The organism is Herbiconiux sp. (assembly GCF_004297105.1).
In the GTDB taxonomy this organism is placed as follows: domain Bacteria; phylum Actinomycetota; class Actinomycetes; order Actinomycetales; family Microbacteriaceae; genus Herbiconiux.
In genome coordinates, this window is record NZ_SCVE01000012.1 from 784,650 (window position 1) to 809,301 (window position 24,652).

Annotated in this window: 25 protein-coding genes; 13 read left to right on the plus strand and 12 right to left on the minus strand. The window is 69.3% G+C overall.

Features of this window, described 5'->3' with window-relative positions:
• Positions 1 to 37: 37 nt before the first annotated feature.
• Positions 38 to 937, plus strand: coding sequence for a cytochrome c oxidase assembly protein (locus tag EPO52_RS10105; RefSeq protein ID WP_290805543.1), 900 nt, complete (start codon positions 38 to 40; stop codon positions 935 to 937).
• Here the strand turns inward: EPO52_RS10105 and EPO52_RS10110 are convergent.
• Positions 934 to 1,464: a DUF4190 domain-containing protein gene (locus tag EPO52_RS10110; RefSeq protein ID WP_290805546.1), complete on the minus strand. Its 531-nt coding sequence runs from the start codon at positions 1,462 to 1,464 to the stop codon at positions 934 to 936. The genes EPO52_RS10105 and EPO52_RS10110 overlap by 4 nt on opposite strands.
• Positions 1,465 to 1,582: 118 nt before the next feature.
• Positions 1,583 to 2,860, minus strand: a complete 1,278-nt coding sequence (locus EPO52_RS10115) for an LCP family protein (RefSeq protein ID WP_290805550.1) — start codon at positions 2,858 to 2,860, stop codon at positions 1,583 to 1,585.
• A 199-nt stretch (positions 2,861 to 3,059) separates the two neighbouring features.
• Here EPO52_RS10115 and EPO52_RS10120 point away from each other — a divergent pair, with 199 nt between their 5' ends.
• A complete protein-coding gene (locus EPO52_RS10120) occupies positions 3,060 to 3,200 on the plus strand; it encodes a hypothetical protein (protein ID WP_290805552.1) in 141 nt (46 codons plus the stop codon).
• A gap of 24 nt (positions 3,201 to 3,224) precedes the next feature.
• Entirely contained in the window at positions 3,225 to 3,740 is a 516-nt protein-coding gene (locus EPO52_RS10125; RefSeq protein ID WP_290805555.1) for an Lrp/AsnC family transcriptional regulator, read from the plus strand.
• Positions 3,741 to 3,822: 82 nt separating this feature from the next.
• Here EPO52_RS10125 and EPO52_RS10130 read toward each other — a convergent pair whose 3' ends face one another.
• From EPO52_RS10130 to EPO52_RS10165, 8 genes are read right to left on the minus strand one after another with little or no spacing between them, the layout of a single operon-like run.
• Positions 3,823 to 4,323 carry an Lrp/AsnC family transcriptional regulator gene (locus EPO52_RS10130; RefSeq protein WP_290805558.1) on the minus strand — a complete coding sequence of 167 codons (501 nt, stop codon included), beginning with the start codon at positions 4,321 to 4,323 and terminating at the stop codon, positions 3,823 to 3,825.
• A 24-nt stretch (positions 4,324 to 4,347) separates the two neighbouring features.
• The gene (locus tag EPO52_RS10135) at positions 4,348 to 5,097 is read right to left on the minus strand and encodes a 3-keto-5-aminohexanoate cleavage protein (RefSeq protein ID WP_290805561.1); all 750 of its coding nucleotides are present in this window, start codon (positions 5,095 to 5,097) and stop codon (positions 4,348 to 4,350) included.
• 37 nt (positions 5,098 to 5,134) lie between these two features.
• Positions 5,135 to 5,812: an RraA family protein gene (locus EPO52_RS10140; RefSeq protein WP_290805564.1), complete on the minus strand. Its 678-nt coding sequence runs from the start codon at positions 5,810 to 5,812 to the stop codon at positions 5,135 to 5,137.
• A gap of 9 nt (positions 5,813 to 5,821) precedes the next feature.
• Positions 5,822 to 6,688, minus strand: a complete 867-nt coding sequence (locus EPO52_RS10145) for a carbon-nitrogen hydrolase family protein (protein ID WP_290805568.1) — start codon at positions 6,686 to 6,688, stop codon at positions 5,822 to 5,824.
• On the minus strand, positions 6,685 to 7,797 hold the full coding sequence (locus EPO52_RS10150) for an ABC transporter ATP-binding protein (protein WP_290805571.1): 1,113 nt from the start codon (positions 7,795 to 7,797) through the stop codon (positions 6,685 to 6,687). Before EPO52_RS10150 ends, EPO52_RS10145 begins: the two co-directional genes overlap by 4 nt.
• Positions 7,798 to 7,841: 44 nt before the next feature.
• Complete coding sequence (locus EPO52_RS10155; RefSeq protein WP_290805574.1) at positions 7,842 to 8,921, minus strand: spermidine/putrescine ABC transporter substrate-binding protein; 1,080 nt, start codon at positions 8,919 to 8,921, stop codon at positions 7,842 to 7,844.
• Between the two features lie 49 nt (positions 8,922 to 8,970).
• Complete coding sequence (locus EPO52_RS10160; RefSeq protein ID WP_290805577.1) at positions 8,971 to 9,753, minus strand: ABC transporter permease; 783 nt, start codon at positions 9,751 to 9,753, stop codon at positions 8,971 to 8,973.
• A complete protein-coding gene (locus EPO52_RS10165; RefSeq protein ID WP_290805580.1) occupies positions 9,753 to 10,694 on the minus strand; it encodes an ABC transporter permease in 942 nt (313 codons plus the stop codon). The genes EPO52_RS10160 and EPO52_RS10165 overlap by 1 nt, the downstream gene beginning before the upstream one ends.
• A 287-nt stretch (positions 10,695 to 10,981) precedes the next feature.
• Here EPO52_RS10165 and EPO52_RS10170 point away from each other — a divergent pair, with 287 nt between their 5' ends.
• The 3 genes from EPO52_RS10170 (at position 10,982) to EPO52_RS10180 (ending at position 14,513) form a co-directional block, all read left to right on the plus strand.
• Entirely contained in the window at positions 10,982 to 11,539 is a 558-nt protein-coding gene (locus EPO52_RS10170) for a dihydrofolate reductase family protein (RefSeq protein WP_290805583.1), read from the plus strand.
• A 107-nt stretch (positions 11,540 to 11,646) separates the two neighbouring features.
• Positions 11,647 to 13,002 carry an NAD(P)/FAD-dependent oxidoreductase gene (locus EPO52_RS10175; RefSeq protein ID WP_290805585.1) on the plus strand — a complete coding sequence of 452 codons (1,356 nt, stop codon included), beginning with the start codon at positions 11,647 to 11,649 and terminating at the stop codon, positions 13,000 to 13,002.
• A gap of 125 nt (positions 13,003 to 13,127) precedes the next feature.
• Complete coding sequence (locus tag EPO52_RS10180; RefSeq protein WP_290805588.1) at positions 13,128 to 14,513, plus strand: NAD-dependent succinate-semialdehyde dehydrogenase; 1,386 nt, start codon at positions 13,128 to 13,130, stop codon at positions 14,511 to 14,513.
• Positions 14,514 to 14,556: 43 nt separating this feature from the next.
• Here EPO52_RS10180 and EPO52_RS10185 read toward each other — a convergent pair whose 3' ends face one another.
• The gene (locus EPO52_RS10185) at positions 14,557 to 15,354 is read right to left on the minus strand and encodes an HAD-IIA family hydrolase (RefSeq protein WP_290805590.1); all 798 of its coding nucleotides are present in this window, start codon (positions 15,352 to 15,354) and stop codon (positions 14,557 to 14,559) included.
• Between the two features lie 138 nt (positions 15,355 to 15,492).
• Between EPO52_RS10185 and EPO52_RS10190 the strand changes: the two genes are divergently transcribed.
• The 7 genes from EPO52_RS10190 (at position 15,493) to EPO52_RS10220 (ending at position 24,516) form a co-directional block, all read left to right on the plus strand.
• Positions 15,493 to 17,142, plus strand: a complete 1,650-nt coding sequence (locus EPO52_RS10190) for an Ig-like domain-containing protein (RefSeq protein ID WP_290805593.1) — start codon at positions 15,493 to 15,495, stop codon at positions 17,140 to 17,142.
• A gap of 260 nt (positions 17,143 to 17,402) precedes the next feature.
• A complete protein-coding gene (locus tag EPO52_RS10195) occupies positions 17,403 to 18,215 on the plus strand; it encodes a hypothetical protein (protein ID WP_290805596.1) in 813 nt (270 codons plus the stop codon).
• A gap of 77 nt (positions 18,216 to 18,292) precedes the next feature.
• The gene (locus tag EPO52_RS10200) at positions 18,293 to 19,105 is read left to right on the plus strand and encodes an NUDIX domain-containing protein (RefSeq protein WP_290805599.1); all 813 of its coding nucleotides are present in this window, start codon (positions 18,293 to 18,295) and stop codon (positions 19,103 to 19,105) included.
• Complete coding sequence (gene nadA / locus EPO52_RS10205) at positions 19,102 to 20,394, plus strand: quinolinate synthase NadA (RefSeq protein WP_290805602.1); 1,293 nt, start codon at positions 19,102 to 19,104, stop codon at positions 20,392 to 20,394. Before EPO52_RS10200 ends, nadA begins: the two co-directional genes overlap by 4 nt.
• A 125-nt stretch (positions 20,395 to 20,519) precedes the next feature.
• A complete protein-coding gene (nadB, locus tag EPO52_RS10210; RefSeq protein WP_290805605.1) occupies positions 20,520 to 22,415 on the plus strand; it encodes an L-aspartate oxidase in 1,896 nt (631 codons plus the stop codon).
• Positions 22,415 to 23,323: a carboxylating nicotinate-nucleotide diphosphorylase gene (gene nadC, locus EPO52_RS10215; protein ID WP_290805609.1), complete on the plus strand. Its 909-nt coding sequence runs from the start codon at positions 22,415 to 22,417 to the stop codon at positions 23,321 to 23,323. Before nadB ends, nadC begins: the two co-directional genes overlap by 1 nt.
• Entirely contained in the window at positions 23,320 to 24,516 is a 1,197-nt protein-coding gene (locus EPO52_RS10220; RefSeq protein ID WP_290805612.1) for a cysteine desulfurase family protein, read from the plus strand. Before nadC ends, EPO52_RS10220 begins: the two co-directional genes overlap by 4 nt.
• On the opposite strand, the gene EPO52_RS10225 is transcribed toward EPO52_RS10220, so the two are convergent.
• Entirely contained in the window at positions 24,463 to 24,618 is a 156-nt protein-coding gene (locus EPO52_RS10225; RefSeq protein WP_290805615.1) for a hypothetical protein, read from the minus strand. The two genes, EPO52_RS10220 and EPO52_RS10225, sit on opposite strands and share 54 nt — an antisense overlap.
• Positions 24,619 to 24,652 lie beyond the last annotated feature (34 nt).

Below are 24,652 nucleotides of genomic sequence, written 5' to 3' on the forward strand. Positions count from 1 at the left end.
ATGCGAGACCCGTGAATTCCACCGTCGAGGAGCCGCCGTGCCTGACATCATCACGATCGTGACGACCTGGCAGCCGAACGTCGTCGACATCGTGGCGATCGTGCTCGCCGCGTCGTTCTACGCCGCGTGCATGATCGCCATCAGGCGGCGGGGCGGCCGCTGGGGACTCCGGCCGGCCTTCGGCTTCTTCGTGCTCGGGCTCGGATCGTTCGCTGTGATCGAGTTCGGCTTCCTCGGGGTCTACAGCGCCGAGCTGCGGTTCGCGTTCACCACGCGCATCGCTCTGCTGCTCTTCGCGGTGCCCGCGCTGCTCGCCACCGGCAAGCCCGTCGGCCTGGTGCGTGCAGCGCTCACGGGGAGAGCGCTCGCCGCCTTCGAGCGCGTGCTGTCGTCGAAGGCGATCGGGATGATGGGCAACGCCGTGTTCGGCCCGGTGTTCGCGCTCGCGGCCTTCTCGGTGTTCCTCACCCCGGTGGCGGGGCTGCTGCGCGAGTCGCCGGGCGCGCAGGCGGCCATCGGGCTCGTGGTGCCCGTGGTCGGGCTCATCATGGTGCTGCCGCTCACCGAGCTCGTGGTGGCCCGCACGAGCCTCTTCATCGCGGCCGAGTTCCTGCTGGCGTTCGCGGAGCTCGTGATCGATGCGATTCCGGGAATCGTTCTGCGGCTCAACGACGCCATCCTCGATCATGCGGCGCCGGTGGCGGGGTCGGTGCCCTGGTGGTTCCCGAACCCGGTGCGCGATCAGCAGCTCTCGGGCGATCTGCTCTGGTTCATTGCCGAGATCGCCGACATCCCCATCCTGATCCTGCTGTTCATCCGCTGGTCGAAGCACGACCGGGCGGAGAGCACGAAGGTCGACGAGCTCAGCGACGGAGAACTCGAGGCTCTCACCCGCGAGCATCTCCGCCAGGGCGGCGGACCGCCTCGGGCGCCCTAGTTGACGCCCGCTGCGGAACCGATCACGGCGACGGCGGCGATCGCGGCCCAGAAGAAGGCCACGATGAGCCATCCGGCCAGCGTGACGTAGCCCAGGATGAGGCCGGCGAGCGTGATGCCCCGACCGTCCTCGCCCGTGCGCTTGATCTGGCCGAGCGCGATGTGGCCGGTGATCACGGGCACGAGGCCGAACCCGAGGATGCCGAGCACCAGGGTCACGATACCGAGCACGTTGGTCTTCGGCTGCGCGGGGTAGTACTGCGGCTGCGGGGCGGCTGGCGCTCCAGGAGCGGCCGGGGCGCCGGCGGCACCGCCGGGGTACGCGGTCTGCGACGCGGCCGGGTAGGCCGGTGTCGGGAACGGCATGCCGGTCGGGTAGGCCGTGGTCTGCGCGGCGGGGCCGGCGGGGCTGGTGGTGTCGGTGGTCGGAGTGGTGGTCGATGTGGCGGCGGTCGCGGCTCCCGTGTCGGAGTCGGTGGCGTGCACGGAGGAGGGGGTGGTCTCGGGGGTGAAGGTGCTGTTCGTCATGACATCGACGCTACGGAACCGGCCGCGCCCGGGCATCCGACCGCGGTCTCATCGCCGTGGTACCGGGGGACGATCGCGCGAGGCAGGCCGTGGGGCCGTGGGATGAGCGGCCCCAGGGTCAGTCGGAGAATGCGTTGGCGCAGGTCTGCTCCGCCGCCGTCTGGCCCTTGAGCCCCTCGATCACGTCGGGGGTGGCCGCGGAGTCGGTGGCCGGAGCCGTGGCGGTGGCCGCGGGATCGGGAGCGGCCTCCTCCGTGGGAGTCGGCGTCGGCGTGGGGTTCGCCGGGTCGGCCACGATGCTCGAGCCGGTGCCGGTGGCATCGGTGCCGAGGGTGAACGGCTCGTCGTTCTGCACCTTGGTGAACAGGGCATCGGCCAGATCGGTGACCGGCACCACCTTGTTCGGATACGCCGACGACGACGCGGCCGGGTACTGCACGAACACGATGTCGTTGAGGTTGACGTCTTTCAGGGTGAGCGCGAGCGACACCATCGCATCGAGGCTCGCGAGCGACTTCGACAGCTGGATGTTCGACGCCGCAGCCTGGGCCAGACCGTAGAGCTTCGTGACATCCGTGAGCGTGTTGGCGCTCTTCAGGGTGCGGGCCAGCGATCCGAGGTACTGCTGCTGCGAGGCGATGCGCGCCAGGTCGCTGCCGTCGCCGACGCCGTGCCGGTTGCGCAGGAAGGCGAGCGCCATCTGGCCCTCGATCACGCTGGTGCCGGCGGGCAGGTCGAGCCCGGAGTCCGTGTCGGAGATGGGCTCCACGAGGCACACGGGCACGCCGCCCACCGCGTTGGTCATCTCGATCACGCCGTTGAACGAGGTGGCGGCCGCGTAGTTGATGTCGAGGCCCGTGAGGTTCTCGATCGTGGCGTTCACGCACGCGAGTCCGCCGCGGCTGAAGGCCTCATTGAGGGGCTGGGCGCTCATGGCGTCGTAGACGTCGCCCGTGGTGGGGTCGGTGCACTCCGGATGCGGGATCACGAGGTCGCGCGGAAAGCTCACCACCACGGCGTTCTTGTGGTCGGCGGAGACGTGCAGCAGGATCGTGACGTCGTTGAGGGTGGCATCGCGCTCGCCGAAGGCGTCGCCCTGGTTCGGGTCGTTGTCGGTGCCCACCACGAGAAGGTTGAAGCCGCCCTCGAAGGCGCCCAGGACGGGCGGCGGAGCAGGCGCCGCCTCGGTGCCGGAGATGTCGACGGCGTTCGCGGTGACCTGCTCGGCGAGATTGTTCACGGCGTAGGCCGTGACGGCGCCGACGCTCACGACGGCGATGGCGGCGACCACGGCGAGCGATTTGAGGATGATGCCGGCCGGCGACGAGGTGCGGAGGCGACCATGCCGGATGGGGCCGGAGGGCTGCCTTCTGGGGCGTCCTTCGATCTCGTTCACAGGTGTCCTTCGGCGGTAGGGCGTCGTGTGGGCGGGGCGTCGCGGCGTGTCGTCCGCTTCGCCGGTCGATAATAGCCGACCCGATCTGTGATCTCCCGGGGAGTCCCGTGGTGCCGGTTGCCGACTGCGGCAGGAAATCGACGCGACGAGTCAGTCAGAGCACTGGTGGCGGTTTTGCGTTGTTCATAGCGTTGGAGCCATGATCCTCGTTCTGCTCAGTCTCGGAATCCTCGCCGTCATCGCTGTTGTCGCCACCTCGATCTCCGTCATCCGAGACGGCTATGGCTCGCGCCCGCGGGTTCTGCCGCCGGCCAAGGAGTGGGACGGCGGCATCCGCTGAGGGTCGGCGTGCTGTAATAGGGCCGTGGAGCTCGAAGCAATCGACGTGATCGACCGCAAGATCATCGATCAACTGCGTCTCGACGGCCGGCGCTCCTTCGGCCAGATCGCCCGCTATGTGGGGCTCTCGGAAGGCAGCGTGCGCCAGCGCTACCACCGCCTGCTCTCGCTCGGAGTGGTGCAGGTGGTGGGCATGCCCAACAGCCCGCGGCTCGGCTACGTCGAGGCCCGTCTGTCGATCCGGGTGCGCGGCGCGACTGTGGAGACAGTGGCGCGGGCTCTCGCCTCCCTTCCCGAGGTGCGGTTCGTGGGCGCCTGCATCGGCTCGTTCGACCTCAGCGTCGACGTGCGCTGCGACGACCAGGTGCAGATGAACGCGTTCCTCACCGACACGGTGCGCACCATCACGGGCATCGACGTGCTCGAGACGGCCACCGTGCTCGAGGTGATCAAAGACGAGTATCTGTGGTCGGGCTTCCGCGAGCCGATCGGCCGCCCGACCCGCCCGCATCCGGCCGCCGGCACCATCGCCCGCCCCTGACCCGACCATCGGTCGCAACCGCCCCCGATCTGACGGTTCGCTCCCGTCATGACAGGCGCGAACCGTCAGGGCTCGCGCCGGCTCAGCTCTCGCCGCCGGCGGGTTGTCCCGAGCCGCCCACGGCACGCTGCCCCGACTGGTCGCGCAGGCCGTTCCACGAGTAGTCCTTGTAGAGCCGGGTGAGCACGAACTGGTCGATCGTCACCACGCCGGGGGTGCGCCGGATGTCGTCGAGCAGGTCGGCGAGCTGCCCGAGATCGCGCGGGGTCGCCTCGATGTAGATGTCGTGGGCACCCGAGGTGAGGGACACATGCCCGATCATCGGGATCGATGTGAGCGACTTCGCCACATTGCGCGGGCTCAGGCCGTGCACGGTGAGCAGCAGCCGCACCGACTGGTGGCCCAGTGTGAGCGGGTTGCACAGCGCCACGATGCGCAGGGTGCCGTTCGAGGTGAGTCGCTGCACCCGTGCGCGGATGGTGGCCTCCGAGACCCCGACGATCGCCGCGATGTCGGTGAAAGCACGTCGGCCGTCCTCGCCGAGGAGCTCGACGAGGCGTCGATCCAGATCGTCGGCTGCCATGCCCCTATTCTCGCCCTTCGCGGGTCAGGGCGTGGGTGCGGCCGCGGTGATCTCCCGCTCGAGCGCCCGTGCCAGCTGCACCATCGCCACGTTGTCGGGCGCACGGCTGCCGTCGTCGAGCACGAGCATGTCTTCGAAGCCGACGCGCACTTCGACGCCGTCCTCGATCGCTGCGCGCACCACGGGCCAGGCCGTCTCGTCGTAGCCGTGATACAGCAGGGGTGCGGTGACCCCGGCCTCGCGGAGCGCGGCGGCGATCGTGCGGCAGTGCGCCACGGCGACATCCGCCTCCTCGTCCTCCGGCTCGATCAGGATGCGCACGTTCTGGTGCAGCGTCGGCGAGGCCAGCAGGGCGGGTACCTCGCGGATGTGCCACACGGCGCTCTCGAGGATCATGCCTCGCGCGACCACCAGCGAAGCCGCCTCGGCGGCACCCTCCTCGGAGAATGCCACGGAAGCGAAGTGGGGGAGAGCTTCGGCGGGCCAGGAGGCGAGGTGCGCCATCCGCTCCTCGTGGCCGGAGCAGGTCCAGAGGCCGGTGGTGGTTCCGATCACGATCGAGGGATCGACGGCCCGCACGGCCCGCACGAACTCCCCGACCGCGGTCGGCTCGATGCTCTGGCCGCCGTCGGCCGTGCGAACGTGGGCGTGAACCACGTCGGCGCCCGCCTCGACGGCTGCGGCGGCGGCCGTGGCGATCTCCGTGACGGTGAGAGGAATGGCGGGGTGCTCGTCGCGCCCCCGGCCTCCATTGATGGCGGCCTTGATCAGCATGTGGTGCTCCGTGTTCCTGGGTGGTGCCGTGGAAAGGTCAGTTCGAGGATGGTGCGAGGGCTGCAAGTGCCGCGCTGGCGCCGGTGAGGTCGCCCAGGCGGGCGCCGTCGCGTAGCTCCTGCACGAGCTCAGGCTCCTCGGCGTCGTCGGCGAGAGCGGTGTCGACGATCGCGGCGGCCACCGCGGGCGCGGCGAAGAAGACGCCGTTGCGGTCGGCCAGCACCACGTCGCCGGGGTTCACGGCGACGCCGCCGCAGGTGACGGGCACGTTCACGCCGCCGGCATCCAGTGACAGCAGCTTGGTGGTGAGCACGCTCGAGCCGCGGGCGTAGACGGGCAGGCCGAAGGGCTCCACCTCGTCGAGGTCGGTCACGACGCCGTCGACGATCACGCCGGCGGCACCGCGGATGGCCAGGGTCGCGGCCAGAACCTCGCCCACCGGGGCGTGACGGGTGTCGCCGCCCGTGTCGATCACGAACACGTCGCCGGGCTCGCACCAGCCGGCGGCGTGGTGCAGGGCGGTGGAGTCCTGCCCGGTGATGCGCACGGTGATGGCCCGGCCCACCACCCGGGTCGTTCCCACGATGCGGCGGATGCCGAAGTCGGCGAACCCCTCCTCGAGGTAGTGCCCGATGGTGGGGAAGGAGACTCGGGAGAGCTTGGCCACGAGCTCGGCATCGAGGGGGGCGGGCGTGGGCCCGGCGGTGAACGGCATGGCGGTGATCTACTCCGAGACGAGGGGCGGGACGAGGGCGGGAACGGGAGGGGCGACGGTGATCGTGGAGATCAGCCGGCGGTTGGCCAGCGACGGCACGGTCTCCCGCACCTCGGCGGTGTGGTCGAGCGAGATCTCGACCAGCGCGACGCCCGAGCCCACAGGGCCGAGACCGGCGCGCTCGACACCCATCGGGTCGATCACCACGCTGTTGCCGATGCACTCGGGCGAGCTGGAGCTCGAGGCGAGCACCCAGCAGGTGTTCTCGATGGCGCGAGCCTTCAGGAGCGTGGCCCAGTGCTCCTCCTTGCGGGCACCGGCCACCCAGGCGGCCGACACGGAGAGCACGTCGGCTCCGCGGGTGACGAGGTCGCGGCTGAGTTCGGGGAACCGGATGTCGTAGCAGTTGACGAGACCGATGGCCACGCCCTCGATCATCACCACGGGAGGCAGCTCGCCTCCCCCGGTGACGTAGTCGCTCTCACGGTAGGAGAACGCGTCGTAGAGGTGCAGCTTGCGGTACGACTCCACGAGCTCGCCGCGCGGGTTCACCACCACGAGGGTGTTGTAGGGGCGGTCGCTGCCGGTGGGCTCGTAGCCGCCGGCGATGATCCACACCTCGTGCTCGACTGCGAGCAGCGACAGTTGCGCGAGGAAGAGCGGCCATGCGTCGGCCACCGCCTCGCCGAGCGAACCCTCGACCTCGCCGGCCAGCAACATCGCCTCTTCGGGGAACACCACGAGCCGGGCGCCGGCGACGGCGGCCTCGCTCACGAGGGCGGCGATCTCCTCGCGGTTGAGGGTGGCGTCGACGGTGGGTGCCAACTGCGCCACCGCGGCGAGCAGCGAGGGATTGGACTGGGGTGCGCGGTTCATGCGGCCACCGCCTCAGCCGGCAGCACTCGGGCAGAGGCGGGCAGCCACGACAGCACCACGGCGCCGCCGTTCGGGATGGCACCGAGAGAGGCAGCCTCCTCGCCGCTCGGAACACTGACGGTCATCACGCCGCCCGAGGCGAGGCGCACGTGGAAGGTCCACTCGTCGCCCAGGAACACGCGCTCTTCGAGCGTGCCGGGCACGGCACCGACGGGCGGTACCGACGTGCCGGCCGCGGCCATCCGTACCCGTTCGGGGCGGATGGCGAGGGTCACGCCCGTGCCGGGTCGGGCATCCGCGGGCACGGCCGCCGGCAGTTCGCCGACCCCGGGCACCACGACGCTGCGGCCGTGAGCGTCGATGACGCCGTCGAGAACGTTGCACGAACCGATGAAGGTGGCCACGAAGCGGGAGGCGGGCTCGTCGTAGATCTCGGTGGGGGAGGCCACCTGCAGCACCCGACCCTCGCTCATCACGGCGATGCGGTCGCTCATGGTGAGCGCTTCCTCCTGGTCGTGGGTCATGTAGATGAAGGTGATGCCCACCTCGCGCTGCATCCGCTTCAATTCGAACTGCATCTCCTTGCGGAGCTTCTGGTCGAGTGCGCCGAGCGGTTCGTCGAGCAGCACCACGGCCGGGCGGCCCACCACCGCGCGGGCCAGTGCCACTCGCTGGCGCTGGCCGCCCGAGAGCTCGGCGGGCTTGCGCGCCGCGAAGGCACCGAGCCGCACGAGCTCGAGGGCCTCCTTCACCCGGGTGTCGATCTCGCCCTTCGGGGTGCGGCGCACGCGCAGCTCGAAGGCGACGTTCTCGTACACCGAGAGGTGGGGGAAGAGGGCATAGCTCTGGAAGAGCATGTTCAGGTCACGCGACTTCGTGGGCACCTTGTCGACGTTCTGGCCGTCGAGTTCGACGGAGCCACCGGTGGGGGTCTCGAAGCCCGTGATCATTCGCATCAGAGTGGTCTTGCCGCATCCGGACGGGCCCAGGATGCTGAAGAACTCATTGCGGCGGATGTCGAGATCCAGCGGCTGCACCACGCGGTTCGCACCGAAGGACTTGGTGAGTCCGGTGAGGCGCACGGCGGGCGGTTCGGGTGTCTCGGTCATGAACATGCTCTTCCAGAGTGGGATGCTGCGGTGGGGCGGGAGGGCTAGGAGGCCCGGATGCGGGTCCAGCCGTCCTGGAAGTACGCGAGCGCGTCTCCCGGGTCGACGATGAACTCCGACTTGGTGAGCGAGTCGGCCGGTGCGTAGATCGCGGCGTTCTCGACCTGGGTCTGATCGGCGACCAGCGGCAGGGCGGCGGCGTTCGTCGAGGCGAGCGACGCGTCATCCGTCAGCAGCGCGGCGACCTCGGGGCGCAGGGTGTAGTTCAGCCATTTGTAGGCGGCGTCTTCGTTCTGCGTGCCGTTCACGATCGAGAAGCTGTCGGTCCAGAGCGTGCCGCCCTCTTCGGGGATGATGTAGTGCACGTCGGGGTTCGCGGCAACGGCCTTCGCGGCGGTGGTGCCCGAGTAGGCCTGCGCGATGCAGGCGTCGCCCGAGCCGACCAGGTCGGCGTAGTTGGTGCTGTTGTAGCCCGCGAGCACCGACTTCTGCTCGAGCAGCGAGTTCGTGGCCGTCTCCACATCGGACTGCGAGGTGGTGGTGGCGCTGAGGCCGTTCACCTGGAGGCCCGCGATGTAGGCGGAGAGCATGTTGTCGAGCATGTAGACCTTGCCGGTGTAGTCGGCGTTCCACATGTCCGACCAGCCCGTGACGGGAGCGCCGGTGCAGGCCTCGTTGTAGAGGATGCCGGTGGTGCCCCAGGCCCACGGGATGGAGTGCGCGTTGCCGGGGTCGAACGACGGGTCGACGAACTTCTCGGCCAGGTTGTCGAAGCCCTCGAGCTTCGACTGGTCGATCTCGGCCACGAGGTCGCGGTCGACCATGAGCTGCACGGCGTACTGGCTGGGCTCGACCACGTCGTAGCCCGAGTTGCCCGCGGCGAGCTTCGAGATCATCGTCTCGTTGCTGTCGAAGGTGTCGACGGTGACCGTGATGCCGGTCTCGTCTTCGAAGCCCTGGATGACCGAGTCGGGGATCTCGCCGGCCCAGGCGTAGATGCTGAGCGTGCCGGAGCCGGATCCGGAGGCCGAGGTGCTGGAGGCGTCGCCGCCGGCGGAACAACCGGAGAGCACGGTGGCCGAGGCCAGCGCCACGGCGCCGAGGGCCAGGAACTTCTTGTTCATGAGGACTCTTTCGTTCGGGTGGGAGGAGTGGTGCAGGGGGTGCAGGGAGCTAGGGCCGCGGGCCGGCCAGGATGCGGCGCATCTGGGCGACTCCGACCACGAGGATGATGCCGAGGGTCGCGACGACGAGGATGGTGCCGAGCGCGTTCAGCTCGGGCGTGAGCCCGGTGCGGAGGGTGGAGTAGATCCGCAGCGGCAGCGTCGTGGTGCCGACGCCGGCCGTGAAGGTGGAGATCACGATGTTCGAGAACGAGGTCGTGAAGCTCAGGAGGAAGGCGGCCAGGATGCTCGGCCGCAGCAGCGGGAACAGCACCCGGCGGAAGGTGACCCAGGGCGAGGCGCCGAGGTCGGTGGCCGCCTCGGAGAGGCTCGGGTCGAGTGCGCTCATCGCCCCCATCAGCACGAGGGTGGCGAGCGGCAGCGTGATCACCACGTGGCCCAGGATGAGCGTGACGAATCCCGTGGGGATCCCGGCGGTGGAGAAGATGGTGAGCAGCGAGACGCCCAGCACGATCTCGGGCACGATCAGCGGCACCAGGATGGCGCCGAGGAAGAAGGCGCGCCCCTTCACCCGGAACCGCACCAGCGCGAACGCGGTAAGGAAGCCGATCGCGGTGGAGAGCAGCGCCGCGATGATGCCCACGATGGCGCTCGTCCGCAGCGCATCCCCGAGCATCTGGTCCTGGAAGAGCTCGAGGTACCAGCGGAACGTGAAGCCGTCGAAGCGATAGCTCACCTCGGAGGAGTTGAAGGAGTAGACGATCAGCGCGGCGATCGGCAGGTAGAGGAAGACGAAGACGAGGCGCGCGATCCACGAGGTGAGCCGATCCATCAGTCGACATCCTTCCCCGCGGCAGCGGAGACCGCGACGGTGGCGGCATCCGCCCGGGCCGAGCGGGCCTGGGCACGGCCCCGGCGGGTGAGGAACACGCCGGCCACGGCCACCGAGGCGAGCATCAGCACGAGCACCACCATCGACAGCGCGGCGCCCAGCGGCTCGTTGCGGAACTCGGTGAAGAGGGTCACGATCAGGTTCCCCACGAGCGGATCCTTGCCCCCGCCGAGCAGCACGGGGATCACGAACACCCCGAGGGTCGGCACGAAGGTGAGCATCACCGAGGAGGCGAGGCCGGAGGCCGAGAGCGGCACGAATACGCGGGCGTGGGTCTGGAACCAGCCCGCTCCGAGGTCGGAGGCGGCCTCCTTGAGTGCCGGGTCGATCGCCCGCATCGAGGCGTAGATCGGGAAGACGGCAACAGGCAGGAATGCATAGAGGAGGGAGAGGGTGACGGCGAGCTGCGAAGGAACGAGCGACTGGGCATCCACGCCGAAGGCGCGAAGCAGCGAGATGAACGGGCCGCCGGAGCCCAGCAGGGTGATCCAGGCGAAGGTGCGCACCAGGAAGTCGGTGAGGAACGGGATGATCACGAGCACCAGCAGGACCGGCTGGCGCTTCGCAGGCCGGGTGGCGATGTAGTAGGCCACGATGTAGCCGATCACGGTGCACACCACCGCGTTCAGCGCGGCCATGCCGAGGCTGTAGCCGAGAGTCTTGGCGTACACCGGGTCGAGCAGCTTGATGTAGTTGTCGAGCGTGAAGCCGCCGAGGTTGCCGCCGAGCGGGTCGCTGATGGCGAAGCTGTCACGGGCGATCACGAGCATCGGCACGATCACCAGAAGCACGATCACGGCCAGGGCCGGCAGCAGCAGGAGGTAGCCGGCGAGCAGCGAGGTGCCGCGGCGGCTGCCGGATGATGCTGTGGGGGTGGTCACGGTTCGGGTCCTTCGGATCGGTGTGGGCTCAATACTGCGGCAGCGGATGCGGGCCGAACCGGCGAACTGCCTCGTTTTCAGTGGCGGCCGTGTTTCGTGTTCGCGCAAATCGCAACCCACTAGGGAAACACGAGGTGAGCATCCGCGGAAATCCGCGCGTCGGCCCCCTGCGCAAGTCGCACACCGCCGACGCGGGATGCCTCGGAGGAGCTTCACGGATCGTCGGTGGGTCAGTAACCTGAGGCGAATCGGTGTGATGTTCCGCCTGCATCAAGGGAGAGCAACGGATGAGACCACTGCGCTACGGAATCAACGTCACGCTCGACGGCTGCGTGCATCACGAGGCCGGAGTCGCGCCCGACGAGGAGTCGATGCGCTACTGGACCGCCGAGATCGCGCGGGCTGACGCCCTGCTGTACGGCCGGGTGACCTACGAGATGATGGAGTCGGCCTGGCGGCGGCCGGCCGCGGGTGCGTGGCCCGACTGGATGGACGAGTGGGATGTCCCGTTCGCCGAGACGATCGACGGCGCGAAGAAGTACGTCGTGTCGAGCACTCTGGGCGAGGTCGACTGGAACGCCGAGCTCGTGCGCGGCGATCTGTCGCAGGCGGTGCGGCGGCTCAAGCAGGAGCCGGGGGAGGGCCTGTCCGTGGGCGGTGTGCAGTTGCCGCTCGCGCTGGCCGATCTGGGGCTGATCGACGAGTACGCGTTCGTGGTGCATCCGGTGATCGCCGGGCGGGGGCCGACCCTGTTCGCCGGCCTGCGCGAGCGGATGCAGCTCGAGCTCGTCGATCGCCAGGAGTTCCGCTCGGGGGCGGTCGCGATGCGGTACCGGCCGGCTTAGGCCGTAAATCTCCAGGTGCCGTGACTATCGAAATCAACCGTCGACGTGGCACTATTGTTCTTGATCCGCCATGCGAGGCGGCTTTTAGCAACGAAAAGAGTTGTCTCATGCTCGAACGCGACGTCGTGATCATCGGAGCGGGGGCCACCGGCCTCACCGCGGCCACTCAACTGAAGGCCGCCGGCAAGTCGGTGCTGGTGCTCGAAGCCCGCGATCGTGTGGGTGGCCGGCTCTGGACCAACGCGATCGACGGCCAGATGTTCGAGATCGGCGGGCAGTGGGTCTCGCCCGACCAGACGGCCCTCATCGACACCCTCGCCGAGCTCGGTCTCGACACCTACTCGCGCTATCGCGAGGGCGAGAGCGTCTACATCGGTCCGGATGGGGAGCCGAAGCGCTTCACGGGTGACATCTTCCCGGCGAGCGAGGAGACGAAGGCCGAGATCGAGCGCCTGATCGAGGTGCTCGACGGCCTCGTGGCCGAGACCGACGTGGCCGCGCCGTGGACGCATCCGCGGGCCGCCGAATTCGACCACATCTCTTTCCGCCGCTGGCTCGAAGACCAGACCCCCGACACCGAGGCTGTGGAGAACATCTCGCTGTTCATCGCCGATGCGATGCTCACGAAGCCGTCGCACGCGTTCTCGCTGCTGCAGGCCCTCCTGATGGCAGCCAGCGCCGGCAGCTTCACGCACCTGGTCGACGCCGACTTCATCCTCGACAAGCGGGTGGTGGGCGGCCTGCAGCAGGTGCCGCTCACGCTCGCTGCGCAGCTCGGCGACGACGTGCTGCTGAACCAGCCCGTCACCACGATCGAGTGGGGCGAGGATGGCGCCGTCGTGCGCACCGCGACCCTCGAGGTCGCCGCCGCGCAGGTGATCGTGGCTGTGCCGCCGAACCTCTACTCCCGCATCGACTACGTGCCCGCCCTGCCGCGACTGCGTCAGCAGCAGTTCCAGCACCAGTCGCTCGGCCTCGTGATCAAGGTGCATGCCACCTACGAGACGCCGTTCTGGAGGGAGGATGGGCTCTCGGCCACGGCCTTCAGCCCCTATCAGATCGTGCACGAGGCCTACGACAACACCAATCACGGCGAGACGCAGGGCACCCTCGTCGGCTTCGTGTCCGACGAGAAGGCCGACGCGCTGTTCAAGCTGTCCGCCGCGGAGCGCAAGGATCGCATTCTCGCCTCGCTCGCCGCGTACTACGGGCCCGCCGCCCTCTCGCCGGTCGTGTACTACGAGAGCGACTGGGCCGCGGAGGAGTGGACACAGGGCGCCTACGCCGCGAGCTTCGACCTCGGCGGGCTCACCCGCTACGGGGCGATGCAGCTGGAGCCGATCGGCCCCATGCGCTTCGGGTCGAGCGACCTCGCCGCCGAGGGCTACCAGCACGTCGACGGGGCGATCCGCGTGGGGAAGCGATTGGCCGCCGAAGTCCTCGCGGCTCTCCCCACCGCCTGACCGTCCTCTCCTGCACCGGTCGCCGCGACCGTGCGGTTCTCCCCATCTCGCTCCGCTCTTCCCGCAGTCGGCACCCGCCGAATAGGCTGCGAGGAGCATCCGGCACACACTCCAGGAGTCACATCATGAGCAGCCATTACGCCGTCATCAACCCCGCCACCGGCGAGAAGCTGAGTGAGTACCCCACCATCACCGATGCCGGGCTGCAGGATGCGATCGAAGCTGCATCCGAGGCCTTCCAGGGCTGGTCGCGCCGGGTCGGTGTGGCGGAGCGCACCGCGCTGATCGCCCGAGTGGCCGAGCTGCACCTCGAGCGCAAGCAGGAACTCGCGGAGATCGCCGTGCGCGAGATGGGCAAGCCGCTCGACCAGGCCATCGGCGAGGTCGAGTTCGCCGCGGCGATCTACCAGTACTACGTCGACTACGGAGCCGAGTACCTGGCCGACGAGCCGATCGAGCTGGCTGACGGAACGGGCTCCGCGTTCATCCGCCGGGCCGGCCTCGGGGTGCTTCTCGGCATCATGCCGTGGAACTTCCCCTACTACCAGGTGGCGCGGTTCGCCGGCCCGAACATCGTGGTGGGCAACACCATCCTGCTGAAGCACGCCCCGCAGTGCCCGGAGTCGGCCGCTGCGATGGAGGCGATCTTCCAGGATGCCGCGGCCGCCGTGGGCGCGCCTGCCGGCGTCTACGTCAACATCTTCGCCACGAACGAGCAGTCGGCTGTCGTCATCGCCGATCCGCGGGTGCAGGGCATCTCGGTCACCGGGTCGGAGCGGGCAGGAGCGGCCGTGGCCGAACTCGCGGGCAAGCACCTCAAGAAGGTCGTGCTCGAGATGGGCGGCTCCGACCCCTTCATCCTCCTGTCGACCGACGACCTGGATGCGGCGGTACAGGATGCGGTGAACGCGCGCCTCGACAACAACGGCCAGTCGTGCAACGCGGCGAAGCGGTTCATCGTGATCGACTCGCTGTACGACGACTTCGCGGCCAAGTTCGTCGAGGTCTTCACAGCGGCGCAGCCGGCCGATCCGTTCGCCGAGGGAACCCTGCTCGGGCCTCTCTCGTCGGAGGCCGCGGCGAAGCGCCTGGGCGAGCAGGTCGACCATGCCAAGAAGCAGGGCGCAACCGTGTTGGCCGAGGGCTCGCGCTCGGGCACCTACTTCGGGCCCACGGTGCTGGCCGATGTCACCGATGAGATGGATGCGTACCACGAGGAGTTCTTCGGTCCGGTGGCGGCGCTCTATCGCGTCTCGTCGGAGGAGGAGGCCGTGCTGCTCGCCAACGACACCCCGTTCGGACTCGGCTCCTACGTCTACACCACCGATTCCGCGCAGGCATTGCGTATGGCCGATGCCATCGACGCCGGCATGGTGTGGATCAACCTCGTGCTGGGCGATGCCGCGGAGCTGCCGTTCGGCGGCGTGAAGCGCTCGGGCTCGGGGCGTGAGATGGGGCGATTCGCGCTGGAGGAGTTCGTGAACAAGAAGCTCATCCGCATCGCGGGCTGAGCCTCATCCGCTGACCGCGCGCGCCGGATTCCACCCCGTCGTCTCAGAGTTCGGTCTCGACCGGGGTGGGATCCAGGAGGTCGGCCACCGAGTTCAGGATCTCGTCGGGGCGGAACGGGTACTTGTCGATCTCGGTCTGGTCGCTGATGCCGGTGAGCACGAGGATGGTGTGCAGTCCGGCTTCGATACCGGCCACCACATCCGTGTCCATGCGGTCGCCGATCATGCCCGTGTTCTCGGAGTGGGCGCCGATGCGGTTCATGGCCGAGCGGAACATCATGGGGTTCGGCTTGCCCACCACGTAGGGCTCCTTGCCGGTGGCCTTCGTGATCATGGCGGCGATGGCGCCGGTGGCGGGGAGGGGGCCCTCGGCGCTGGGGCCGGTGGCATCCGGGTTGGTGACGATGAAGCGCGATCCGTTACCGATGAGGCGTACGGCCTTCGTGATGGCCTCGAATGAGTAGTTGCGGGTCTCGCCGATCACGACGTAGTCGGGGTCGGTCTCGGTCATGATGAAGCCGGCTTCGTGCAGGGCCGTGGTGATGCCGGCCTCACCGATCACGAAGGCGCTGCCCCCGGGCATCTGGTCTTTGAGGAAGGCGGCAGTGGCGAGGGCGCTCGTCCAGATGAACTCCTCCGGCACTTCGAGACCGGATGCGCGCAGTCGCGCGCTGAGGTCGCGGGGCGTGAAGATCGAGTTGTTGGTGAGCACCAGATAGGGCTTGCCCTCGTCACGCCACTGCTGCAGCAGTTCGGCGGCGCCCTCGATGGGGTGGTTCTCGTGAACGAGCACGCCGTCCATGTCGGTCAGCCAGCACTCGATCTCGTCGCGGCGGGTCATGGGATCTCCTTCTGCCTCGTGTCTCCAGGGTAGCGCGGAGCGCTGTGAGTACTTCTTGCTCAAAAATCGAGGATTGCTTACATTCGGATTGGCGTGGCGCTAACGTCTGTTCTCTGCCTCCATCGGCCGACCCAGCGGATGAGGCAGCTCACCTCCGAACAGAAAGTACTGATCCGAATGACTACCGCTGTGGTGCGCCCTGCGCGCCGAAAACTCCTGACCGTGGGCGTGGCGCTGCTCGCCGCGGTCATCGCCTGCCTCACCCTGACCGCGACGCCGGCCCATGCCGGCTCCCCGGTTCCCAAGCATCAGCCGCTCGCCTGCAAGATCGACGGTGGAGGGCATCTTGCGCTCGGCTGTGGTCAGCGCCTCGGCCGTCCCGACTCGTGGTCGGGATATGAGAACAACCACGACTTCAGTGAGTTCAACCAGCTCGGCGACTCTCGACTCTTCCCGAAGACGGACGGTGGGTTCATGTGTACCGTCAGCGAGAACGGATCGATGCTCTGCAGCCGCACTACCGCCGCCGCGCCGAAGCCCGGTAAGGACGGTGCGACGATCTCCCAGCTGCGGGACGTCGCGTGGCGAGGAGACATCACCTCCTTCTTCGAAGATGACACGCTCGACTGCTCCGGATCATTGGCTCGCGACGGTCAATCATGCTTCAAGGTCATGTTCGAGACGGAGAAGTACCGGGCTGAGGCGATTTACACCTACGATCGTGCGACTGGAGCGTTGAACCGCCCGTTTGTGACGTGGATGAGCAAGAGCACCGGAGGAGTCGTGGGCCATAGTCGCCAGTTCCTGACCGCAAGCGATTCCCCCAGTGAGTACACCGCCCCGGGTGAGATGAGCGTCACCAGCTTTGCGGCCCCGGGACGCGCGGCGGCGGTCGGCTCAGACGTGAGCTATGGAGTGTCGGTCGCCGCCACCTCAGCGGGCGCTGCGGTGCTCGACTTGTACGTCGACGGTTTCACCGACGCATCCGAAGCAGTCGTCCCGACGGACTGGGTGCGCTACAGCAACCTCGATTCGGGCGTGATCCGCTACCTCGTGCCCTTCCTTTCTGCGGGAGACTTGCAGTCAGCGTCGCTCCACTTCAAGGCGGGCGCCGCCATCGGCTCTGTCACGGCACGAGTGCACGCCGCGAATGAGTCGACGTCGGAGGCGGCGGTGAACGTCGTGCCCGCGGCGCCCGTGTGCACCGTGTCGGCGCCCGCGCCGGTCGTGCCGAAGGGAGGCGAAGCCACGTTGCTCAGCGGGGGGACGCACTGCGATGCGCCGGCTGGATCCATCCTCACAACCCGGTACGACCCCGCTGCGAGTGGCGACTTGAGCCTCGTGCCGCAGGCCGACTCTCCGCGGGTGTTCCAGCTTAAATACCAAGCCCGATCGGCCGACTACACGGGCGTCGAGTCGGTGCCCGTGTATGCCGTGAGTACCGCGAACGGGGAGTACAGCGAACCCACGATGGTGGACATCCGGGTGGTCGGTCCGGCGGAGGCCGTCGCCGATGAGTACTCTGCTGCTGCCGGAACGACGTTGGTCGTCGAAGAGGCCCAGGGCATCGAGGCCAACGACCGGTTCGGTATGGGCCGCGACGGGTGGTACCCCCAGCAGGGGGCAGGGCCGACCCACGGCTCGCTGGTGCTGAACCCCAATGGCTCCTTCCAGTACACCGCTCAGGCCGGCTACACCGGCGATGACTCGTTCCGCTACCGCCTGAGCGGTCCCAACGGGGCGAACAGCTTGCCGGTCACCGTGACCATTCACGTCACGGCGGGTTGACTCGGCACTGAGGATCGGCGCTGTCACCTCCACAGCACCAGCACCGCGACGGGCGGATCGGCGGATGACGTCGGCCCGCCCGTTTCGGCGGGCGCAGGGAGGATTCGCTCGCTCGTTCCGGCGTGCGGGGAGGAATAGTTCGCCCCCATTCGGCGTGTGCTGGGAGGGGTGAATCGCCCGATACCGTACAGATGTTGAGCAAGGGGGGCGTTGTGGGCAGTGGGGGGCGTGTGTCTGGTTTGCGGTGGGCGGTTGCCGGGGTGGGACTCGTGGCCGCGGTGATGCTGGTCGGTGTGCTGTCGCCCGCTGCGGTCGCGTCCGATTCCCGAGGTGCGGCGGGGGAGGGCGCGGGTTTCCGGGCGACGATCGAACCGGTCGCGTCGGTCACGCAGGTCGACCCTGCTCGGGCGGCCGCTGCCACCGCGACCTCGCTGGGGCAGGAGGCCCGCGCGCTGAGTGCGAGCACCGCCGAGTGGGCCACGGAGAGCGCTCGCACAGAGCTCGACCTCGCCGTGGGAGAGCTCGAGCAGGAGCTGACACGCACCATCCCGGTGCTCGATTCAGCGGTTCGCATCGATCGCGACGTGGACGCCGTGCTGGATGCGCTCGCCGGGGTGCGAGCGGATGTCGTCGCCACGGCGACCCGGATCCTCGATACGGAGACCCCGGGCGCCGAGGCATCCGTGCGCGAGACGCTGCGGGCGGCGATCGCCGACCAGGAGGCGGACAAGCCAGTGACCCGCGAGACCGCGAGCACGCTCGCCGCACTCGTGACCGCCGGTGTGAACGCCCGTGCATCGCAGGCCGCCTATGTCGCCGAACAGGAGCGGATCGCGGCCGAAGCTGCGGCGCGAGCGGCCGAAGAGGCGGCAGCCGAAGCCGCCGCTGCGGAAGCGGATGCGGAGCGTCGCGCAACCGCGAGCGAAAGCTCAGCTCAGCCTGCGCCGGATTCCGGCTTTATCACCATGCCCCCGCTTGATCCGTGCAAGATGTGGGGCGACAAGACCCTGACGCTGACGAACCCCATCACAGGCGAGCAGCATGACGTCTGGTTGATGCCGGAGTGCCACTGAGTCACATCGGTCAGATGCAGTTTGGGTCAACGCGACCTTAAGGGTTATAGTCAGTTCAACCTTTAGGGGGTGAACACGTGACCTGTCCCGAGAGCCCTGCCGCGGCATCCGTCGCGCTCGCCGTCTCGACGGTGATCTTCGCGCTCCGCCCTGCCTCGCAGCCCGGCAAGCCCGAGCACCCCGACCGGCCCGACGCGCTGCCGTCGCTGTGGCTGCCGCTGGTGAAGCGCATCCGGCCGCCGTACGAGGGTCAGTGGGCGCTCCCCGGCGGTCCGCTGCAGATCGACGAAGACCTCGAGTCGGCCGCCGCCCGCACGCTGGCCAGCACCACGGCCCTCGCGCCCAACTACCTCGAACAGCTCTACGCCTTCGGCACCCTCGACCGCTCCCCCGATGGCGCCCGCGACCGCGTGGTGTCGATCGTGTACTGGGCCCTCGTGAACGCGGCCGAGGTCATCCATTCGAACGAGCTGATCGCCAGCGAGAACGTGGCCTGGTTCTCGGTCGACGACCTGCCCGACCTCGCCTTCGATCACGACGTCATCATCGAGTACGCCCTGTGGCGGCTGCGCAACAAGGTCGAGTACAGCCGCATCGCCCACGCCTTCCTCGGCGACACCTTCACGCTCGCCGAACTCCGCGAGGTGCACGAGGCCGTGCTGGGGCGCTCTCTCGATCCGGCCAACTTCCGCCGCCAGCTCGAGTCGTCGAACACCATCGTGCCCACCGGCAAGCGCGTCACCGGCACCAGCTACCGGCCGCCGAAGCTCTATCGCTACAACCAGTCGGTCGACCCGCTCGACCGTGGCCCGCTGAGCCGCGCCAGCCCGGCGCTTGCCGACACCGCGACCACCTCCTCCCCCCTCCCCGACGAAAGCCGAACACCATGAGCACACCCACCCTCTCGGTCGACTCCGAGATCCAGCTCATCACCGCCCAGAGCCCGGATGCCACGGGCGCGGTCTGCGCCCCCGAACTCGCCGACGGTCCCTGGGTCTTCGACCTCGAGCCCGCCCCCTCGTACGGCCCGGGCGCTTCGATGGCCGATCCCATCCCCGCCGGCGCGCCCCGCCAGGGTCAGCTGCCGGACGAGTACAAGACGGCATCGAAAGACGAACTGGATGCGCGCATCCTCGCCGCCAAGGCCACCCTCGGCGACCGCGTCGTGGTGCTCGGCCACTTCTACCAGCGCGACGAGGTCGTGAAGTACGCCGACTTCGTGGGCGACTCGTTCCAGCTCGCCAACGCGGCGCTCACGGTGCCCCAGGCCGAGGCCATCGTGTTCTGCGGTGTGCACTTCATGGCCGAGACGGCCGACATCCTGGCCGGGCCGACGCAGTCGGTCATCCTGCCGAACCTCGCCGCCGGCTGCTCGATGGCCGACATGGCCGACATCGACTCGGTCGAGGAGGCCTGGGCGCAACTCACCGAGATCTACGGCACCGAACCGGATGCCGACGGCCGGGTTCCGATCATCCCGGTCACCTACATGAACTCCGCCGCCGACCTCAAGGGCTTCTGCGGAAGGCACGGCGGCATCGTGTGCACCTCGTCGAACGCGGCCACCGTGCTCGAGTGGGCGTTCGAACGCGGCCAGCGCGTGCTCTTCTTCCCCGACCAGCACCTGGGCCGCAACACCGCCAAGGCCATGGGCGTGCCCCTCGAGCGCATGCCGATGTGGAAGCCGCGCAAGGCTCTCGGCGGCAACACGCCCGAGGAGCTGCTCGATGCCCAGGTCGTGCTCTGGCACGGCTTCTGCTCGGTGCACAAGCGGTTCTCGGTGGCGCAGATCGATCGCGCGCGAGCCGAGCATCCGGATGTGCGCGTCATCGTGCACCCCGAGTGCCCGATGCCCGTGGTCGACGCGGCCGACGCCGCCGGTTCGACCGACTTCATCGTGAAGGCGATCCAGGCCGCGCCCGCGGGCTCGACTTTCGCGATCGGCACCGAGATCAACCTCGTGCAGCGGCTCGCGAACGAGTATCCGCAGCACACCATCTTCTGCCTCGACGACGTGATCTGCCCGTGCTCGACGATGTACCGCATCCACCCCGGCTACCTCGCGTGGGTGCTGGAGGAGCTCGTGGCCGGGCGCGTCGTGAACCAGATCACGGTGGGCGACGACGTGGCGGTGCCGGCACGGGTGGCGCTCGAGCGGATGCTCGCGGCCCGGCCATGAGCACCGAGCGCGGGTATCGGAGCGCGGGCGTCGGGAATCGACGGAGGATCACCGGCGATACGGATCGTGAGTCCGTCGATTTCGGGGAGAGGGCCGGAAGTCCGTCGTTTCAGCGGGAGTTCGAGGTGGGGGCGGCAGGTCGGCGGCCGCACGTGGTCGTCGTGGGCAGTGGCGTCGCCGGGCTCGTGACCGCGCTTGCGCTCGGCGACGGTGTGGATGTCACGATCGTGACCAAGTCGACGATCGACGAGAGCAACACCCGGTACGCCCAGGGCGGCATCGCGGCGGCGGTGATGCCGGGCGACAGCGTGGCCTCGCACGTGGCCGACACGCTCGTGGCGGGAGCGGGGCTGAGTGACCCTGCCGCGGTGGAGGTGCTCTGCGAGGAGGGGCCTGCCCGCATCCGCGATCTGGTGCAGTGGGGCGTCGACTTCGACCGGCAGACGGATGACCCCGCGAGCGACTTCGATGCCGGGCTCGAGGGGGCGCACTCGTTCCACCGCATTCTGCACGCGGGCGGTGATGCGACCGGGTTCGAAGTGGAGTGGGCGCTCGTGCGCGCGGTGCGGGCTTCGGGTGCGCGCGTGATCGAGCAGGCATTCGTGGTGGATCTGGTGCGGGCTGCGGATGCGGCGCACGACGCCTCGGGCGTTTTGGGTGGGGACGCCGCGGCGGATCGGTTGGACGCGGCCTCGCGGGTGGTGGGGGTGGAGGTCCTTCGGGACGGGGTTGTCGAGACGCTCTCCGCCGACGCGGTGGTTCTCGCATCCGGTGGCGTGGGGCAGTTGTACCCGCACACGACGAACCCCACGGTGACCACCGGAGACGGCGCCGCGGCCGCGCTGCGGGCCGGGGCGGTGCTGGCCGATGTCGAGTTCGTGCAGTTCCATCCGACGGCGCTCGCCGTGCCCGGGTCGTTCCTCGTGTCGGAGGCGGTGCGAGGCGATGGTGCCGTGCTGCGCAACAATGCGGGGGAGCGGTTCATGGAGGCCGTGCATCCGCTCGCCGAGCTGGCGCCGCGCGACATCGTGGCCCGGGCCATCGCCACCGAGATGGCGCGCACCGGTGCTCCCGTGGTGCTCGATGCAACGGCGATCGGTGCCGAGGAACTGGAGCGGCGCTTCCCCACCATCTCGGCTGCAAGCCGTGATCACGGGTTCGATTGGAGCCGCGAGGCCATCCCGGTGGCGCCGGCCGCACACTACTGGATGGGCGGCGTGGCCACCGATCTCGACGGACGCACCTCGGTCGACGGGCTGTGGGCCGTGGGCGAGGTGTCGTGCACGGGAGTGCACGGCGCGAACCGTTTGGCATCGAACTCGCTGCTCGAGTCGCTCGTATTCGCGCATCGGGCCGCGGCGGCGCTGTCGCGCGAGCTCCCTGCGCCCGCGAGTCCGTCGACTCCGGATGCGACACTCGCGGCTGCGGGTGGGCCGACACCGGACGCCGCCTCCCGCTGGATCTGGCCCGAACCCCGCGGCGCCCACAAGGAGGAGTCGGCGCCGGAGACTGGGCCCCAGCTCCTCCCTTCGGCGGAGCGCGGCCGAAACTCCTCCGCTGCGTCCGGGCCCGCGCGCGCAGCCCACCACGAACCCACCCGCACCGAACTGCACGAGGTGATGTGGCGGCACGTGGGCGTGCACCGCGACGCCGACGGGCTGCGGGCGGCCCGCGACATCCTGAGCCGGTGGGAGGTGGTGATCGACGACCCCGCCACCACGCCGATCGAGCGCCTCGAGACCGCGAACCTGGTGCAGCTGGCCCGGGTGATGGTCGACTCGGCGCTCGAAAGGGAGGAGTCGCGCGGGGCGCACTATCGTGCCGACTTCCCCGAGGCCGACCCCGGATTCGCGCGCCACCTCACCCTCGTCGAGCCGCCCACCGCCGCGGCGGGACCACGCATCGAGGCCCGGCGGTCCATCCGCGCAACGCCTACCGTCGTTGCCACGGCCGGCGACGCGAGCGCACACGGCTCCGCCACCGAACAGGCCACCGAACTGCGAGAAGAGGTCGGCGTCTGATGCTCACCGCCCAGATCATCGACGATGTCGTCGCCCGTGCCCTCGCCGAAGACGCACCGTGGGGCGACATCACCTCGGAACTCCTGATCCCGGCCGACGCGCGGGTCGAGGCCACCCTCGACGCCCGTGAGCCCGGGGTGTTCAGCGGCGCGGCGGTGTTCGAGGCGGCGATGCGCCAGGTGGATCCGGGCATCCGGGTCGCTTTCCAGCTGGCCGACGGCGACCGCTTCGAAGCCGGCGCCGTGCTGGCGACCGTGGATGGCCTGGCCCGTGGTGTTCTGCGGTCCGAGCGCGTCGCCCTCAACCTGGTGCAGCGCATGAGCGGCATCGCCACCCTCACCGCCGCCTATGTGGCCGAGGTGGCGCACACGGATGCCCGCATCGTCGACACCCGCAAGACCACGCCCGGGCTCCGCGCCCTGGAGCGCGAGGCCGTACGCGCGGGCGGCGGTTTCAACCACCGGTTCTCGCTCTCGGATGCGGTGATGGCGAAGGACAACCATCTCGCGGTGCTGGCAGCCGCGCATGGCGGCGACGTCACATCCGCTCTGCTCGCGGTGCGGGCGCGGATGTCGCACACCACGCACCTCGAAGTGGAGGTCGACCGGCTCGACCAGATCGAGCCGGTGCTCGCCGCCGGGGTCGACACGATCATGCTCGACAACTTCTCGCTCGCCGATCTGCGGGCGGGGGTGGAGCTTGTGGCGGGACGGGCGCTCGTCGACGCGAGCGGAGGGGTGAACCTCGACACGGTGCGGGCGATCGCGGAGACGGGGGTCGACATCATCTCGGTGGGGGCGCTCACGCACAGCGTGCGGGCGCTCGACCTGGGGCTCGATGTGGGGTTCGTGCCGGGCACGCTCGCCACGGCGAGCGGTTCGACCTCGCCACAGCCCGCATCGTCATGATCTATCTCGATGCCGCCGCGACCACCCCCGTGAAGCGGGAGGTGCTCGAGGCGATGTGGCCGTACCTCACCGGCGATTTCGGAAACCCCTCGAGCCATCACGGCGTGGGCGACTCGGCGGCGCGCGCGCTCACCGCAGCCCGGCGCACGGTTGCCGAGCACCTCGGCTGCCGTCCGGGCGAGGTGGTGTTCACGTCGGGCGGCACCGAGGCCGACAACCTCGCGGTCAAGGGCATCGCGCTCGGGGCGCCGCGCGGGCGGCATGTGGTGCTGAGTGCGATCGAGCATCCGGCGGTGGTGGAGACCGTGGACCACCTGCGTCGGCTGCACGGCTTCGAGGTCACGGTGCTGCCGGTCGATTCCGCGGGACTCGTCGACCCCGACGACTTCTCCCGGGCGCTGCGGCCCGACACCACGCTCGCCACCCTGATGTACGCGAACAACGAGGTGGGAACGGTGCAGCCTCTCGCGGCGCTCGCCGCTCGTGCGCGCGAGGCGGGCGTGCCGTTCCACACGGACGCGGTGCAGGCCGCAGGCTGGCTTCCCGTGCGCCTGGACGCGCTCGGCGTCGACGCCCTGAGCATCTCGGGCCACAAACTCGGTGCCCCGAAGGGCGTGGGAGCGCTCGCGGTGCGTCAGCGCCTGCCACTCGAACCGGTGCTGCACGGCGGTGGCCAGGAGCGCGGGGCGCGCTCCGGCACCGAGAACGTGGCGTTCGCCGTGGGGCTCGCGACGGCCCTCCGTCTGGCAGAGCCGGGCCGAGCGGATGCGGCGGCGCGCGTCACGGCCCTGCGCGACGACTTCATCCGCGCCGTGCTGGCCCGCGTGCCGGGCGCGGTGCTGACGGGGCCACCCCTGGCGTCGGATGCGGCGCGGATCACGTCGCCGCAGGCCGGCGGAGGCGCGCATCCGGATCCCCGACTCCCGTCGGTGGCCTCGTTCTGCTTCCCCGGCACGAGCGGCGAGTCGGTGCTGCTGCAGCTCGAGGAGCGCGGCGTGATCGTGTCGAGCGGCTCGGCCTGTGCAGCCGGCAGCGACGAACCGTCGCCGGTGCTCCTCGCCCTCGGCCTCACGCCCGACGTGGCGCAGACCGCGGTGCGCTTCACCCTCTCGCCCGACACCACGGCCGCCGACCTCACGTCAGCCGTCGACTCCCTGGCTGCCGGAATTGCCGACCTCTCGTCCCTCCGCTGACGCTTCGAGCTCGGCCAGGCGCTTCAGCTTGGCCCACGGGTAGAACGCGATCCAGGCGACTGAGGCGATGGAGGCCCCCATGATCATCGACGCGATATCCATGTCATCGACCGTACCCAGCCCGCGGCGCGCCGAC